Genomic DNA, 17,057 nt, shown 5'->3' on the forward strand with positions numbered 1-17,057 from the left:
ATAACATTGTCGGGCGACTGATGGTGGTCGCGATTTTGATCTCCAGGTCTCCCGGCAAATGTCTGAATCCACGCTTCGCGCCGAAATCATTTCCATTGGCGATGAAATGACCAGCGGCGCCCGTCTCGACACCAACTCGCAGTGGCTCAGCCGACGCCTGGGCGAACTGGGTATCGAAGTCGAATTCCACAGCACTGTGGGCGATACGCTACAGCACAATATCGATGTCTTTCGCATCGCAGCGGGACGTGCCGACATCGTCGTCGCGACAGGTGGACTGGGGCCAACCCGCGATGACCTGACGCGGCAAGCCCTCGCCGCGGCAGCGAATGAGCCGCTGGAGTTCCGCCAGTCGGCACTCGACCACATCGAATCGCTGTTTTCCAAACGCAATCGCGAGATGCCGGAGCGGAACAAGATCCAAGCGATGTTCCCCGTCAGCAGCGACGAAGTTTTCAATCCCCAAGGCACCGCGCCAGGCATCGATGTTGTCTTGACAGAAAACGACAATCGCTGCCGCGTGTTCGCGTTGCCCGGTGTGCCCGCCGAAATGATGCGAATGTTTGACGACACCGTCGCACCGCGAATCATGGCCATGGCCGGAGGACAAGCCAATCACATCGAACATTTTGTGATGAAGTTCTTCGGGACTGGCGAAAGCGATATGGAACAACGGCTAGGCGATATGATCGAACGTGACCGAACGCCACGTGTCGGGATCACGGTCAGCGCCGCGACCATCTCGCTGCGGATCACCGCGATCGACCGCAGCAAAGATGCATGCCTCGCGCAAATCGAATCGACGCGTCAAGAAATCCTTTCACGCGTCGGTGACTTGCATTACGGCGATGGCGAAGACTACGAACAGTTTCATGCCGTCGACAGTGAACTACAACAGCGTGGCGAAAGCGTCGTGACGGTCGAATTCGGCTATGCCGCGCAGCTCGCCGACTGGTTCGCAACGCTTGGGCCAACGCCAAGTCATCGCGGTGGGATGACGTTTGCCGAGCTCTCTGATCTCGCAAGCTTTCTGGGAGTCACGCCTGACGCCGCACTCGAACAGCTGCGTCACCAATCTTCCGCCGATTGGCTGCTCGCCGTTGATCAGTATCCGTCACTCGAAGGCAGCAATGAAGCTCCGCTGCCAGCTGCCGATGTAGAACTGATTGTTCTCTCGCCCACCGGCGAACGGTTCAGCACCACCAGTCGCATCGGCGGCCATCCATCAATCATCCAGCCTCGGATCGCCAAAGCCGCACTGGCCTGGTTCCGGCATCTCCTTCGGGAAAACACTGACACGGTATCGGCGACTGATAAGGCGGCACGATGAACGTGATCTACGAGGACAACCATCTGCTGGTTGTCGACAAGCCGGCCGGTATGGCCACGATGGGTGCCGAAGACGATCAACTGACCGCACACCGCTGGGCGTGTGACTATGTTCGTCGCAAGTACAACAAGCCGGGCAACGTTTACATCGGCGTTGTCAGTCGCTTGGACCGTTTGACGACCGGTGTCCTCGTGCTCGCGCGGACCAGTAAAGCCGCCTCGCGTTTAACCATTCAATTTGGCGGCCCCGGCAAAAGCAAGAAGGTGACATCCCGGGCGGAGAAGGTCTACTTGGCAGTCGTTGCGAATCCCGATGCGTCTCTTTCGTCCGGATCTGGAACCTTGCGTGACCAAGTCTACAAAGACGACGCGGCACACCGCATGCGGGTCGACCGCCATGGGAAACAAGACTGCCAATCGGCCGAACTGCAATACACGTCACTTGCCGAATCAGAGACACATCTGCTTGTCGCCGTCAAACTATTGACTGGCCGCAAGCACCAGATCCGCTTGCAATTCGCCGAACGCGGTTGCCCAATTGTCGGCGACCAAAAGTACGGCAGCGAAGAAAACTTTGCCGACGGCATCACGCTTCACAGTTGGCGTTTGGGGATCGAACATCCGACCAAAGGCGATCGTTTACAATTCACCGCTGATCTGCCCAGCGGTTGGCGACAACGCTTTCCCTGGATCCCCACGATGCCTAAGATCGAATCTCAGGTCATCGATTGGCTGGGACAGTGTTAGCTAGCCAGTGCTAGTGAGCCAGTGATACTCGATCTCCGTTTCACGATTTGAATCAAGACCGTTCCACGCCGACTTTCGTTCCACAGCGCATCGTGTCCGGTGGCCAAACGGGCGTCGATCGCGCGGGTTTGGAAGCCGCACTCGCGTTGGGCATCGAACATGGCGGCTGGTGCCCCAAAGGCCGACTGAGCGAAGACGGCTCCATCCCCAGTCGTTACGAATTGCAGGAAATGGATTCGCCGGAGTACCCGCCGCGGACGGAACAAAACGTGGTCGACAGCGATGCCACGTTGATCCTTTACGAAGGAAAACTCAAAGGCGGCACGTTGCTGACCCAGCGTTTGGCGAAACGCCACAATCGCGATTGCCTGTGTGTCAAAATCGACCCCAAGAACCTTGATCGACTGCGCGAATGGCTGGCGCAGACACGTCCAAGCGTGCTGAACGTGGCCGGACCTCGCGATAGCAGCCAGCCAAAGATCGAAGCTCGCGCTCTGGAGTTCCTTTTGCAAGCTTTTGCGACTTAGGGCGTGGTTTTGGCAGCTCACGCGATACCTTGCCACGGCGAATCGAGGGCTTGGGGAAAATGCCGCTCCCGTGGTACCATTGTGCCCCTGGAAACCGCCGTGTTCGACGCTTCCTGGTCCTGACCAGCGTCACCGCCGAACCATCCAGCAACCGAACAATCAAAGCGTCCTTGCGATGCCCCCCACCGGTGAGCGGAGATTGCTCGCCTCCACTAACTCTGGCAACCAGAATTCATGTCTGTCGATCCATACGCGATTTGCCCTTGCGGCAACGGAAAGAAAATCAAGTTCTGCAAATGCAAAGATTCCGTCGGCCAGATGGATCAAGTGTTGCGGATGGTCGAAGGCGGCCAAGTGGTTCCGGCATTGGACAAATTGCGATCGATTCTGGAAAAGCACTCGGACGCCGCTTGGGCGCTGGCGATCCGCGGTCGCTTGCTGCTCGGACTGCAAGAACTCGAGTCGCTTGCCGATAACGCCGAACGTTTCATTCGCTTGCAACCGTCAAACCCGCTCGCGTTGACCCAACGTGCCGCCGTCTCGGTTGCCAAAGGGGAGATGCAAGTCGCAACCGATTCGTTGCTCGAAGCGTTCAACGAAAGCGGACAAAACATCGACTCGTTCTTGATGGACGTCGCCACATTGGTCGCAATGGGCTTGGTTCAAAACGCATCGATCCTGTCGGCACGTCTGTTCGCGATGTTGCCTCTCGGCGCCAACGGATACGATTCCTCCGAAGCCCAACATTTCATGGCTTCGCTGGACAACTCTCCGATGATCAACCATTTGCTCAAGAACATTCCGGACTTGATCGAATGCCCCGAAGGTGTTGACTGGCAAGAACGCTATGACGAAGCGATCGCATTGCTTGACGTCAACAAGGTACTGCTTGCCCAAGACAAATTCGAATCGCTGCGCCGTACCGCACCGGGACAACCGGCGATCCTGTCTGGCTTGCTGCGTTGTGCGATCTGGCGTGGTGACACCGAACGCCAATCCGAAATGGCTCGCCAACTGTCGGCCGCCGAAGGCTTGGACCTGGTCGAGCGTCAACGCTACCTTGCGATTGCGGCATTGCTGCTTGAACGCGACGAACTGGCTCCCAAGTCGGCAACGGTCCGCATGGAGTTCAAAGACGTCGAGCAAGCCGAGATGGCTTTGATGGCCAGCAACCGCACCAAGCAGTTGGAACCGGCACAAGCATCCCGTCTGCGCATCACCGAAGACAGTGTGCCACCACGCAGCGCGTTCTTTATCGCCGATCGCGAGCTGTCCAGCGAACTTGCCGAAGGCGAACCAAAGGGCGCTGACGCTGCTGTTACCCTTTGCATCGCTTGTGTCTTCGGACGCCAAACCGATCAAGAGCCACATGTGTTGGCCTATGACGTCAGCGAAGACCAAGTCGACTCGGTCAAAGCGGTCTTCGAATCGGCAATCCCAGAAGGCACGATCGAAGTCAAGGATCCATTGCCTACCCCGCTGCTAAGCGAACTAGAACAGCGTCCGATCCGCTTGGAAAACCCCAAGTCGATGGAAGAGTTCACCCGCTACAACCTCGACTTCTCGCTTGCCAACACCGCAAAGCGGGCGTGTGAATTGAACCTCAAACTGCTCGGCGGAAAATCGCTAAATGACGTCGCCAACGATGAATCGATGGCACTCGCTCGCGCCGCGTACCTGCGAATCCTCGAAGGCTACGAGCGTTTCCAAAGCCTAGAAGGCGTGCTGGGACAGATTTGCGAAGCCGGCAATGTCGAGCCACTTCCTGTTCTGACGCCGGATGACGAAGAAGCGAACATGCTTCCGCCAGCCGACTATTTCCGTATCGACCCAAGCAAGCTGAGCGCATTCCCGCTGTACTACTTGGCTTCGTCGGCACGTCAAATCGGTGCCAAGAACGCTGCTCGCAAGTTTGCCAAACGCCTGGTCGAACTGCAGGCTCCGACCGCTTCGACCGAAGAAGAAAAGCAACTCGCCTACGAAGGCTATCTGGTTTGGATGATGTCGACCGCGGCGCCCGTCGAAGCGATCGGAATCGGCAAAGAAGCAATGGTGTTTGCCAAAAAGCACGGACTGAACTTCGCATCGGTCCTGATGATCCAAATGGAACTGTGCTTGATGACAGCCGACCAAGAAGGCTTCCGCAGCACGATCATGGAGATCGAAAAGAACTACGGTAGCGACCCCAGCGTGATGGCTCGCGTTCAGCAAATCCTGATGCAGTTGGGCGTCATTCGTCCCGATGGTTCACTTCGTGCTCCAACCGGCCCCGGCGCCGGACCAATGGGCGGTCCCGCAGCGATGGCAGGCGGCGGAAACGACTTCGTTCCCGCGCCAGCACCACAGTCCGAACCAGCTAGCGAAGGTCTCTGGACACCAGACTCGCCGAGCCAGCCGAAGCCTGACGGCGGCAGCAAGCTCTGGGTTCCCGGAATGGATTGATCTCCGGACAGCCGATGCCCGTGTCCTCTCAAGCTGCCACAACGCATCGAGATGAACTCTGGATGCGCAAAGCGATCGCCCTCGCCGAACTCGGCGAGGGTTTCGTGGAACCGAACCCTATGGTGGGCTGTGTCATCATCAAAGATGGCCAGTGCATCGGGCAGGGCTACCATCAACGATTCGGCGGACCGCACGCCGAGATAGAAGCCCTTCGCAGCTTGAACTCGCCCGCTGATGCAGAATCCGCGACGGCGTACGTGACACTCGAACCGTGTTGTCACCACGGCAAAACGCCACCATGCAGCCAAGCGTTGATCGACGCCAAAATTGGACGCGTCGTCATCGCCATGCAGGACCCGTTTCCTAAAGTCGCCGGCGGCGGACTGGCACAACTACGCGACCATGGGATCGATGTCACTGTCGGAGTCCAAGAGGTCCAGGCAAAACGCTTGAACGCGCCCTACCTGAAACGGCTTCGCACCGGCCAACCTTGGACCATCGCGAAATGGGCGATGACCATCGACGGTCGCGTCGCCACCACGTCCGGCGAAAGCCAATGGATCTCCGGCCCACAATCACGCAGCCATGTGCACCGACTGCGCGGCCGTGTCGATGGCATCTTGGTCGGAATGGGGACCGTCCTTGCTGATGACCCCATGCTCAACGCCAGACTGACAGACGCCGACGGCAATCCCGCCACTCCGCCTCGAGTCGCCAAGCGGATGATCTTTTCCCGTGGTCGACTGCCACCGGTCGATTCCAAACTGGTCCAAAGCGCGAAAGACATCCCGACGTACCTGTTTACCAGCCCCTTCGTCAATCCAGACGAACGGGCCCAACTGGAGTCGCTGGGGATCATCTGCTTCGCCGAAAATGACAGCTTGCCAGACATCCTCGGCCGCTGCGCAAGCGGCTTGCCCGGACAAGAACCGGCAACCAACGTGATGATCGAAGGCGGACCAAACCTGATGGCAAGCCTGATCGGCGAATCGGCCGACGAATGTCTGATCGACGAAATCCATGCCTACGTCGGCCCCAAATTGTTCGGCGGTGCCACCGCACCTGGACCAATCCTAGGCAGTGGAATTGCACAACTCGCCCAAACGCCCCAATTCACGCTCGATCAAGTCGACAAATTCGACGATGACGTGCGGCTGATCTACCGAAGGCAATAGTTTCCTCTTCCCGCCGAACCGCGTCTTTTGATATAGACTCCGTGTCTGTTTTCAAACTCGTGAAGGAACCGGTGAGATGAAGAAAGGTTGGATCCGTGCGGCTGCATTCACCATTCTGGCTGGGCTTTCGGGATCGCTTGCGACTGCCGATGAACCGGCGGTTAAAACGGCGGGCCAAACCGAAGCCCCGAACTCCGGACCTTTTGCTAGCGGAAACGTCATACAGGTGGGAGAAGGTGAAACAATCGCCTTGCGAATGCTCCGCCAAGTTTCGCACGAGATCCCCCGCGAACTGATTCGATTCGAGATCTACATCGTCGATGTGAACGACGAAACGCGTGAATCGATCTATGAACAGATCAACCACGAAAACATCCAAACCGAGATCACAACGATCGAGGCCCAAAACAAAGCCCCTGCGGCAGCCGCCAGCGACTCGACAGCGGCCAGCTCACGCCGCACCGTTTCTGGCAGCATCATCAGCACGGCCTCGCTCACACCAGAACAATTCCAATCTGCGATGGCGTTTGTTCGTGATAACCCACAAAGCGGCATTGTGAGCACGCCCAAGATCATTGTCGCTCCGGGCCAAACCGGTGCGATCGAACAGATGGTACAGCGCCCGTTTGTTTCCAAGCTCCGCGAAGTCGCACTGGACAACCAAGTCTCGTTTGAATCCGGAATCGAAGTCCTTAACGAAGGCATCCACTTGGCTGTCGAAGGCGAATGGATTGACCAAGAACTCTTGATCCGCACAAAACTGCAACAGTCCCAAGTAACCGACGTGCAAGAATACAGCTTGTACGGAATTGGCGACAAAAAGCTGACTCTGCAAGTTCCCACACACGAGACCCGCCTAGCGGCAACGTCACAGAAGCTTGCCTCGGGCAACGTGCTGATGCTGGATCCGTTCATCCGCAAGACAAGCGAACAAACCGAGACCAAGGTGTCACCGGAACTGTCCGCAGTGCCCTATGCGAAAAAGATGTTTGGCAAGCAAGTCACCGAGTCGGTTACGACGTCGACGCTCGTGTTCATCGCAGGTGAAAAAGTGACGCCCAAAGAAAACGTGGGTCTCCCCAACGGGCAACCGGCGAAGTAGCGTTTAGACGCCCAACCACCAACCGCCGAACGCAAGCCAAAACGGGATCGTAAATAATCCCGTCAGCGAGGTCCACAGGATCACGCGAAGTGCGGTTTGCGTATCACGGTCGTACAGCTTGCACAGCACGATCGGAAACACGGCTGACGGCATCGCGGCTTGCAGCATCGCGACGATCCGCAAGTCGGTCGACGGTACCATCACTCCGCTCAAAAAGACCAACATCGCCGGCAGTACGATCTGACGGAGCCCAATCGCGGAAAGGATCACTCCGGGCTCGGAACGCCAGGTTCGATCACGCATAAAGTCGATGATGATCGCACCACTAAGCAACAATCCCATCGGGATCGCACAAACGCCAAGAGCATCGACAGCTTTCATCACCGGGACAGGAATCCGCTCGGTTAACCCGATCATGCTGGCACCGATCGACAAGACCACTGCCCATAGCGGAATACTGGTCAGCGTTTTTTTCCAGCCGTCGCCGCCTGACCCACTGATGATCGAAATCCCGATCGACCAAAGTGCAATCGACACGCCGACATTGTGAATGATCAGGTCGATGACCGCTGAGGGATAGAACGTCTCCGCAAGCGGCAACGGGATGTATCCGTAATTGCAAATCCCGACACACAATGCGAACGCCCGCTGCGACGCATCGGTTTTCAAACCGACCTTGGGCCCGATTTTACGGGCAAATAACATCGCGATTCCGAACCCAATCGCTGTCGCCAAAAACCCCATCAAGGGCGCTTGCCAGGTGTTCGCCAGCGAGAGCGATTCCATCTTCTCGCCGGTGTTACCGCCCGGTGAAAATTGTTTTAAGAAATACGCAGGCATCAACACATTCGCCGTCACGTTTGCCAACGTGCGGTCAGCTTCAGCGGTCAACCAGCCGGCGTAACGGCATGCGGCGCCGACTCCCATCACAAGGAAGACGCCGATTACGGATGCGATAATGGGCATAAGTTCTGTCATGCCAGCGTTATCATTGAAAACCGACTGAAGTGTCAATCACCAAATGACAACGCTCACCCTACTCGGCAAACATTCACCGCTAGTCGCACGACAACGCCGCCTCCCACCACGTTCGTTCACCAGTCACGATGGCATCGAACGGCATGTCGTTTTGGAGCCCCCCGCGACGTTTTCTGGATCGCTCTCAGTACGCGGACGATCCCCGGCGTTGTGTCGCCTCGATTTGAAAACGACACAAAGCCCCAAGAAAACTAGTGCCCTTTCCAAGCCGAACGAAGCTCGTGGACCTTCATCGATTTGACATCGATCGATCCGCCGCGAACCTCGAAATGCACGCGTTGATTCTCAGGCTTGGTATTGAACGGCAGCGGAACGTAACACAGTCCATCGCTAGCGAAAACTTCCACGCCCGTTCGGTCACAATAAATCCGCAGACGCTGCTTGCCATCACGCAGCGGTGCGGCAGCCGAATGATTGTCGACATGCAAACGTTCTGACTGGGGATCATAAACAACCATCACGTCACGAATGTTGAATACGATCTGCTCGGCATCACCGGGCTCGAATTCAACTTCGACCTCTAACAATTGGTTACGGATTTGATCGATAGGATTAGCGTCCTTTTCGGTGAGCTCGAACGCCCCAAGGTCGTGTGTTACTTCCCGAAGCGTTTCCAATTCATGAACGGGTGCAAACGTCATGCGTGGCCCATCGTCGGTCGAAATCAAATTCAGTTCCAACGGAATCGTCATGCTTTGGTTAAACGGCATTCCCCGCGTATCGGTCTGCCACCAGCCGATCTGGATGCGCCGCCCGTCGCTTTCGGGAACATCGCTAAAGGTCTGCGCCGCATAAAATCCACGACCTTGGTGGCCGGGCAGTCGTTCGAATTCTGGCGTGAATTTCTTTCCGTCGAACGAACCGATCGCATACACACTGTCCGCCGCCGTTAGCACCCATTTTTTGTTGTTTGGATCGCCATCAACCGCCAGCTCAAAGAAGTCAGGACACTCGAATAGATAACGCCCGCCTGGGGCATCGCCATCGGTGATACTGGCCAACTCCCAGTCACGCAGGTTTGGTGAGGTGTAAAAGTGGACCGTGTGTTTCCCTTTCCACTCCACATACAAAACCATCACCCAGCGTTTGCTAGGTTCGTGCCAGATCACTTTGGGATCGCGGTTGCCCGGTGTCACTTCGCCAACGATCGGGTTGCCTTCGTACTTGGTAAAGTTGCGTCCGTCGGTGCTGTACGCCAAACCTTGAATCGTCGGATTGCCGGCCGCGGTGTAGAACAACACCATCGGTGGTTCTCCGTCTTTTCCGAAACCGCTGGTGTTATTCCAGTCAACGACGGCGCTGCCGCTGAACATCGGACCCATCTCATCCGGCAGCAATTCGTCACGCAGTTCGGTCCAGTGAACCATGTCTCGGCTGACCGCGTGGCCCCAGTGCATGTTGCCCCATCCCCAGCCGTACGGATTGTGCTGGAAGAACAAATGGTATTCGCCTTTGTAGTAAACCATCCCGTTGGGATCGTTGTTCCAACCTCGAATGGGCGAAAAGTGAATCTGGCCGCGCATCGGCTCGGCGTACAAGTTGTCACTCTGTTTTCGCTCATCCATCAACTCAATCGACTCAAGTGCACGCGACGATTCGGGAAGCTTGTCGACTTGCACCGTCAGCGTTTTGCCTTGCCACTCGCTGACATCCATCGGTGCCCACCAATCGGCACCTTCGTCAGCAAGTTCCATCGTGTTGACAACCGCAACCTTGCCATCAACCAATAACGTGACCTCGCGTTTGTCAGCACCATTTTTGATCGGAAAGTTGAGGTAGGTCGCGTCGGCAACGAAGTTTCGCTTGGCGTTACGGATTGGGCCTACCGGACGCGTGTCGGTTTGGACGATCTGGTCAACGTTCAAGTGCCCCCAGCCACCGGTTGCTTGATCAACGATTCGGATCTGTGCTTGCTTACCTTTCAAGTCTTTGACATCCCAGGAATCTTGGTCCAGCCGTTCGCTGCCGCCCGCCTGATCATTCGGCCCCGTCGCACTTCGTACGACTTCGCCACCAACGAGCAATTGCAATGCCAGCTTTTGCGTGTCCTTGCCCCCGCCGATTAAGAAACCGATGTAGTCTCGCTCGATCGAAAACGCGGGCGATGTCAGCGTGCCGGTCGTCCGGTCACCTTCAAAGAAACTGTTGACCAATCGCTTACCGGCATAACCATCCACGCTCATCTGACCAGGCAGCGTACCTTCGGCCGGCCCTGGCCCGAACGCATCGCCGGTCACCGTCCATGGTTCATAGGTCTTTGATTCGAAGTCCGCGATCACGAGGTCGTCGGCCGCATAGGTCGGCATTGCAAAACCAAAAATCGGACACGCGATCGCAATCGATGCCACGCCGCGGCGGCAATCACGAATCAGGTCGGCTGTTGTTTTTCGAAGCATGGGGAACCGCGAAGATGCGTCTAGTTGGAGGGGGGACGAGCAGGGTTGGCAAACCGGAGTGCGGTTCGCGGGATTCATCTTGGCTAGAGGCCGTGGAAACGTCTTTTGACTTGCTGCCAAAAACATTATGATCCGGCCATGCGTGCCGATGTTTTCCAGAAACGTTTTTTTGACAGTCTCGCCGATTCCGGCGCGATCCGTGGCATTTTCGACCACCTTCCCGGCGTCTACTTCTTTGTCAAAGACCGTGACGGTCGCCTGATTTCGGCCAGCGCAATGATTCTGGAACGGCTGGGGATGAAAGACGAGAGCGAGTTCATCGGCAAGGTCGACGAACAGGTTTACCCCCCACAATTGGCCGCCGCCTATCGCGCCGACGACGAATGGGTATTCCGAACGGGCAAACCACTGGTCAATCGCTTGGAAGTCTGGCTGGACGAAGACCGGCGGCCCGATTGGTGCGTGACAACCAAAGTTCCGCTGTTTGGCAAGAAGACCGCCAGCAAGCCCGCACCAATCGTGGGATTGATGGGCATCTCGCGTCGGGACTTGGATCGCGAAGTCCTGCGGCCGGTCAATGAAGCCACGCAAGCGGTCAACTACTTGCGAACTAGGTTGGATAGGATCGTTTCAGCTGACGAACTCGCCGAAGGTATCGGGACTTCGGTGCGAACACTGAATCGCAAGATCAACGATACGTTTGGGATACCGCCCTATGAACTGATGCTGCGGATGCGAATTCAATCCGCCGCCGAATCATTGCTGCGATCGGACGAAGAGATCTGCCATGTCGCGGTCAATCACGGCTTCTGTGATCAGAGCACGTTCACACAGCACTTTCGCAAACGTATGGGCATGACGCCTCGCCAATTTCGCATGGCCCATCTCGCTTCCAACAAATCGTCCTGACGATCGCACCACCTTAGTTCTTCATGTCCAACCATGCCGCCAGCGTGGCTTCGGCGGACGCTTCGCTTGGCTTGGGATTCAAATCCTTTTGCATCGCACCGGCCAATCGGGCCACATAGTCAATCGTGCTTTCCATCGCTTCGTCGCTTGCCGTCGCATCCAACTTAGCGACGAAGAACACGATATAACCGTCGTCGTTCTTTTCGATCGCCCAAGACCCGATTTTTGTTGCCGAGTTCTGACGCATCAATCGCATCATCAGCTCTTCGCTTGGAGTGCTCGCGGTCGTTTGGACGGTCGACCAAATCCGACGCACATCAGCACGTCCGTGGTACTCAGTATTCTGTGCGACGAAGACCGCTTGCTTCTGTCCGCCGCCAATCGCATGATCGATTTGGTAGTGACCGCTGCTGTGCCGCGTGTACGTCACACCGACTTCATCCAGCATCACACGTGTCGCCAACGGAGCACTCTTCCAAGGGCTGGCCAGGATCTGCCGAATTTCACTGACGTCAACACAAAAGCTGACCAACGCACTTTGCGGCGAGAATGATTGCGCCAAAGCAACGAGTTGGCCTTCTTCGTCAACGATCGGTCCGCCGCTGTCGCCAGGTTTGATCGGGCTTTGTGTTTCGACTGCCATGAAGTCATGCTCGCCGTGTGTCGATTTGAACTTCTTTTGATACACCGACCGAACCGTCCCGGAGGTGTAGACCCACAGGATTTCGCTATCGCCGGGATTGCCCACCAAGTCGACTTTCGTCCCCGGAGCGGTGCTCTCGTCCGCCAGCTTGATCGCTGAGACCGACGCGGGCACACGCGGCAATTCGATCAGCGCCAGATCACGCTTCCGGTCGACGGCAACGACGTCGCCCTGGATGCCCAGCTTCAAGATGTTCTGCAAATAATGCTTACGGCGCACCGCCAACTTTCCGTCTGGCGAATCTGGAAAAAACACGACCGCTTTGCGACTGTCGCCAACAACGTGCGAGTTGGTCAGCAACAGCCGTTTTTCGGCATCGACATAAACGCCGGTCCCAGTGCTGGTCTCGTTTTCCGCATTGCTGGTGATCACCCACGCGACGCTTTGCAGGACCTTTTTATATTGCCCCGAATCCGCCCGCGAAGACCGCACACCGACCGAAGTCGCGATCATTGCGACCAATATGCAAACGACTGCTCGTGAATTCTTGAAGGACATCTTGACCACCTGTTTTCGCCATTGCGTTGAAAAACGTTGAACCAAGATGCCAAGCGGATCACCGGCAGCGATGTTTCAAGAAAAATACCCCAGAGTGCCAAATCGCTTCGTCGTTCGCCGATTTGGCGGCTGACTCAACAACGTTTCCGCCGATTTAGGAGCCCAAACGCCCGTGAATCACGCCGATTCAGGCAGAACGAAAGGCGGCTTCGCAGCTACTGTTTGAGCAGGTCGTTGACGAAATGCGCTTCCCGCTCGGTATTGATCGCGTGAAACACTTCCCAAGCCGGTTTTGGATTTCCGATCCGATTCCCCGGTTGCGGCAAGCCGCGAAGTCCCAGACGCAATCCGCCTTCGTGTGGGTGGTCGACAGGCCGGTGATAGTCGAACGCGATCACCGAAGGACACTCCCGCAGGATCTGCCAAGTTTTCAACAGTGCGACCGATTGAGTTTGCAGCTGTGCCGGCTGATCCTCGGCAGCGTGGTACCCTTGTTCGCTACAGATCACCGGCCGCACGCTGCCGTCGGCAGCTCGTGTTTCTGGTTGATGCATCAGCCGATCGAGCACGTGCAGATTCTTCATCGTGATCAGCTCGGTCTCGTCAGTTTGATTCAACCGCGTGTCGTCCCAAAAGTCTGCCTCCCAAAGACTCTGCGGATACGGATGATAGGCGACGCCCCAACCGTAATCGCCGTGCTGCTCTGAATCTCGAATGACCCAGCGCATCATCTCGCGTGGGGCATACGTTTTCCAAGGAATACAGTCGGTCGCGTTCCAACGGTGCGTCAACGAGATCAACACTGTCGCATGCGGGTTGTGCCGCCGCATCGCCCCATCCACTAGTCGCATCGAGCGGACGTAGTGATCCATGAACACTTCGAACGGTTGTTCGCCCATGTTCGTCCACTGCCAACCATAGTCGACTTCGTTGTGAACGATCCAATGATCGATGCGACGTCGTGAATCGGTTCCGCAATAACGTTCGCCAAGCACCTCCAATACGGCGGCGTACCTTGCCACGGCGTCTGCGGTGGTCAGGTTCGGCATCGCGTACGCCCCGGCCGTACTGGACTCGGGATGCCCCAGCCATGGGTTGGCCGGATCGGCGACATTGCCGTGCGTCTGAATTAACAAGATTCCCGCCACGACACAGCCCGCGTCACGGGCGATTTGAATGTTGCGATCGTATCCGACCAACTGCGGCTCATTCACCCACCAGCGGGCGCCTTTGAGTTCGCGCGACACCCAACCGGGCTTTTCAGTCTGGCTGACCAAGCCATCGAGCAACAGATTGACCGATGCGTGTTGCAGCCCGAGGTCCCGCAGCATGTCTGGATCAAACCGTGAATCAATACACGTCAGCCCTTTGGCCGCATGAAGCGCTGGCGGCGGATCGATCGAAACTTCACTTTCAACCGTCGGGTAAACCTCTGCCGAACAAGGCAGCAACGAAGGCGATTCCGACTCGCGACGACAGACTTGAAAACGGCTTCCCGGACGCAACGCGCTGGCAGCCTCTCCATCGAGGGTGACTTGGAATTGATCATTCAAAGCATCAGCTTCGATTGGCCATGCCGGACGTGATTCCAACGCGACCGGCGTCGCGGCGACATCCTCTGGCGATCGCAACACCAACCAGTGATCAGTGTTCGCTCTCTGACGCGGACAGACACCGCGAACCACCACCGACGCTCCTTCACGCTTGACCTGCGAAATCACAACAGGCCATTCCTGCTGATGATGTTCGCGGATCGTTTCGGCCAGCGTTTGCTTGTCCAAGCGACGCTGCCGTTCGTGCTGCTGAGCTTCCAACTCCTGCGCAGAGATTGGCCGAATGATCGTGCGGCGAAGACTCAACCGCGACTTCGCTTTGGTACCAAGATCCATCCGCACTGAAACCGACTGGCCATACGGAAACCGATCACGCAGCAGCCCTGAAAGGTTGACCGAGTACGTCGTCCAGCCTTCCGCCTTGGGAACACTTGGCAACTCCCAAACCGGCGACAGGCTGGCGTTGTCTCCCATCCGCCATTCCGGAGTCGTGATGCCATCAGGGCAAAAGTACTCCCACTCGAAAACCCAATCCATGTCACGGTGTTCGAGCGGCGGCAATCGGAACCAAACGAAAGGATCGTTGCCTTGCGAGACGAACGTGATTTCGCCATTGGCGTTTTGCACGTCCACCTGATGATGGCGACTGGCAAGCGACGACCAGTCGATCGCAATCGCTTGATCGTCCGCCTTTACCGAAGCATTGACAAAGAGTGAAAGAAGAAGCGTCCAACAGAACGCTTGCAGAATCGAGGACACAGGTGGTTTACGCAGCATGATGAATTACAACAGTTCGGACCAAATCAATTGGCCCGAATGATAGTCCATCAGCGATCGCCGTTGTCGAGCCAGCGAACTCGATTACAGCAAACTCAATTACAGCGGCGCAACCAACACTCGGTCATCTTCGGCACTGCGAACGGTTGCACGAATCAACTGGCCTGCTTCGACATCCTTGCGATCGGTGACATATTCGGCGGCAGCGTAGCGGCAGGTTGTGCCGCGGACGACCGTCTGATTTCCATCGGTGCCGAAGGATGCGAGTGACCGGGTCGATTCGACCAGCAGTTGTACCTCTTCGCCGACCAAGCTGTCGTAGTACTCGCGACGCAACTCCGATTCGACTTCACCCAATCGATGAACGCGATCGTTCTTTACATCGCCTGGGATCTGATCCGGCATCTCAGCTGCGGGCGTGCCACGGCGAGCACTGAACGGGAACGCGTGGATTTTGGAGAAACCCGCGTCGCGACAAGTCTGCACCGTCTGCTCGAACTCCTCCTCGGTTTCACCAGGGAATCCGGCGATAATGTCGGTCGTGATCGCCGGTTTGAGCAGCGATTCACGCAGCAGCCGACAACGATCGAGAAACATCTTGGTGCCCCAGCGACGGCGCATTCGACGCAGTACCGAATCGCTTCCTGCTTGCAGACACAAGTGCAAGTGCGGAACGACGCGTTCGGGATACTCGTTCATCACCGCGATCAAGCTGCGTGTGACTTCGGTGGCTTCGATACTGGACAGACGAATTCGGAACTCGCCGGGCAGTTCGCAAAGGCTGCGGACGAGGTCTGACAATCGCGTCCATTCTTCGCGTGGTTTGTTGCGATTCCAATCGACGCCGTAGTGTCCCAAGTGGATCCCGGTCAGCACGACTTCGCGGTGCCCGGCTTCGGTCAGCCGGCGGACTTCGTCGGTGATGTGATCCAGCGGACGCGACGTCAGATCGGGACGGACGTGCGGGATGATGCAGTAACTGCAACGCAGCAAGCAACCGTCTTGGACTTTAACATAGGCGCGGTGACGGCCCGAAAAGCCATCGAGTCCGGTGGGGACATCGACAACGCCGAACCGAGTCATCAAATCTGGCAGTTCACGCTTGTCGGTCACGACGTCGACCACGCCTGGCAGCGCCGCGACTTCTTCGGGCGCCCGCGTTGCGTAGCATCCCATCACGACGATGCGTGCGTTGGGGTTGTCGCGAGACATGCGACGGATGACTTGGCGGCTTTTGGCATCGCCTTGGTTGGTGACCGTGCAGGTGTTGACGATGCACACGTCAGCTTGATCGCCCTCGTCACAATCGGTGAAGCCGACCTTTTGGAGTCCCTGTCGAACGAGTTCAGTTTCGTACTGGTTGACTTTACAACCGAGCGTGGTCACACGCAGTTTCGCGGTCATGAAATTCTGTTGCTGCTATCCTTCGACCGGCTCGATGGTTGCGGACATACTGCCCTTACAACGCGGAATCAGGTCGTCTTTGCCAAAGGCGTGTATCTGGTCTCGTTTTAGTTCGGCATGTTCCATCGTCGTCGTCAAACAAATCGCTTTCCCTTTAAAGTCCACTTGGGTCGCGATCTCGAACCCTTTTTCGACGGGGTGCCGAAACACTTTTCGCATCATCATTACCACATACTGGTAACTATGATCCGAGTCATCCCACAGGATGACGTTGTACATCGGCTGGCGTTTCGGTTTGGTCTGCTTTGACTTTTCCGTGGTGGGTTCGGCCACCATCACATCATTTTCTGCCATAGTCGCCTGAATGCTCCCTGCTGAGCTCCATCACTGGCCCTCTAATCTTTGGCCCTCTGTTATTTACATCAAGCCGGCCCTATTGTAGCGCCCCGGGTGAGTG

General features: G+C 56.8%; 13 protein-coding genes. 7 read left to right on the forward strand and 6 right to left on the reverse strand.

Features of this window, described 5'->3' with window-relative positions; genetic code table 11:
* Positions 1-58: 58 nt before the first annotated feature.
* The 6 genes from CGZ80_RS26480 (at position 59) to CGZ80_RS26505 (ending at position 7,322) form a co-directional block, all read left to right on the forward strand.
* A complete protein-coding gene (locus tag CGZ80_RS26480) occupies positions 59-1,330 on the forward strand; it encodes a competence/damage-inducible protein A (protein WP_094418692.1) in 1,272 nt (423 codons plus the stop codon).
* A complete protein-coding gene (locus CGZ80_RS26485) occupies positions 1,327-2,076 on the forward strand; it encodes an RluA family pseudouridine synthase (protein WP_094418693.1) in 750 nt (249 codons plus the stop codon). The genes CGZ80_RS26480 and CGZ80_RS26485 overlap by 4 nt, the downstream gene beginning before the upstream one ends.
* Before the next feature lie 47 nt (positions 2,077-2,123).
* A complete protein-coding gene (locus CGZ80_RS26490) occupies positions 2,124-2,603 on the forward strand; it encodes a putative molybdenum carrier protein (protein ID WP_094418694.1) in 480 nt (159 codons plus the stop codon).
* A gap of 234 nt (positions 2,604-2,837) precedes the next feature.
* On the forward strand, positions 2,838-5,045 hold the full coding sequence (locus tag CGZ80_RS26495; protein WP_094418695.1) for a tetratricopeptide repeat protein: 2,208 nt from the start codon (positions 2,838-2,840) through the stop codon (positions 5,043-5,045).
* A gap of 14 nt (positions 5,046-5,059) precedes the next feature.
* Positions 5,060-6,220 carry a bifunctional diaminohydroxyphosphoribosylaminopyrimidine deaminase/5-amino-6-(5-phosphoribosylamino)uracil reductase RibD gene (gene ribD / locus CGZ80_RS26500; protein ID WP_094418696.1) on the forward strand — a complete coding sequence of 387 codons (1,161 nt, stop codon included), beginning with the start codon at positions 5,060-5,062 and terminating at the stop codon, positions 6,218-6,220.
* A gap of 76 nt (positions 6,221-6,296) precedes the next feature.
* Entirely contained in the window at positions 6,297-7,322 is a 1,026-nt protein-coding gene (locus CGZ80_RS26505) for a hypothetical protein (RefSeq protein WP_094418697.1), read from the forward strand.
* Positions 7,323-7,325: 3 nt separating this feature from the next.
* On the opposite strand, the gene CGZ80_RS26510 is transcribed toward CGZ80_RS26505, so the two are convergent.
* Positions 7,326-8,300, reverse strand: a complete 975-nt coding sequence (locus CGZ80_RS26510; RefSeq protein ID WP_094418698.1) for an AEC family transporter — start codon at positions 8,298-8,300, stop codon at positions 7,326-7,328.
* A 251-nt stretch (positions 8,301-8,551) separates the two neighbouring features.
* Positions 8,552-10,756 carry a glycoside hydrolase family 32 protein gene (locus CGZ80_RS26515; RefSeq protein WP_158222863.1) on the reverse strand — a complete coding sequence of 735 codons (2,205 nt, stop codon included), beginning with the start codon at positions 10,754-10,756 and terminating at the stop codon, positions 8,552-8,554.
* A gap of 138 nt (positions 10,757-10,894) precedes the next feature.
* Between CGZ80_RS26515 and CGZ80_RS26520 the strand changes: the two genes are divergently transcribed.
* On the forward strand, positions 10,895-11,665 hold the full coding sequence (locus CGZ80_RS26520; RefSeq protein WP_094418700.1) for a helix-turn-helix domain-containing protein: 771 nt from the start codon (positions 10,895-10,897) through the stop codon (positions 11,663-11,665).
* A 13-nt stretch (positions 11,666-11,678) separates the two neighbouring features.
* Here the strand turns inward: CGZ80_RS26520 and CGZ80_RS26525 are convergent, their stop codons facing one another.
* The 4 genes from CGZ80_RS26525 to CGZ80_RS26540 all read right to left on the reverse strand — a co-directional run bounded on the left by CGZ80_RS26525 (position 11,679) and on the right by CGZ80_RS26540 (position 16,954).
* On the reverse strand, positions 11,679-12,866 hold the full coding sequence (locus tag CGZ80_RS26525; protein ID WP_094418847.1) for a serine protease: 1,188 nt from the start codon (positions 12,864-12,866) through the stop codon (positions 11,679-11,681).
* A 215-nt stretch (positions 12,867-13,081) separates the two neighbouring features.
* Positions 13,082-15,196 carry a DUF5722 domain-containing protein gene (locus CGZ80_RS26530; RefSeq protein ID WP_094418701.1) on the reverse strand — a complete coding sequence of 705 codons (2,115 nt, stop codon included), beginning with the start codon at positions 15,194-15,196 and terminating at the stop codon, positions 13,082-13,084.
* Positions 15,197-15,295: 99 nt separating this feature from the next.
* On the reverse strand, positions 15,296-16,600 hold the full coding sequence (gene mtaB, locus CGZ80_RS26535) for a tRNA (N(6)-L-threonylcarbamoyladenosine(37)-C(2))-methylthiotransferase MtaB (RefSeq protein ID WP_094418702.1): 1,305 nt from the start codon (positions 16,598-16,600) through the stop codon (positions 15,296-15,298).
* A gap of 15 nt (positions 16,601-16,615) precedes the next feature.
* Positions 16,616-16,954, reverse strand: a complete 339-nt coding sequence (locus tag CGZ80_RS26540) for an ATP-dependent Clp protease adaptor ClpS (protein WP_094418703.1) — start codon at positions 16,952-16,954, stop codon at positions 16,616-16,618.
* Between the last annotated feature and the right edge of the window lie 103 nt (positions 16,955-17,057).

Source organism: Rhodopirellula sp. MGV (assembly GCF_002251265.1).
GTDB lineage: Bacteria > Planctomycetota > Planctomycetia > Pirellulales > Pirellulaceae > Stieleria > Stieleria baltica_A.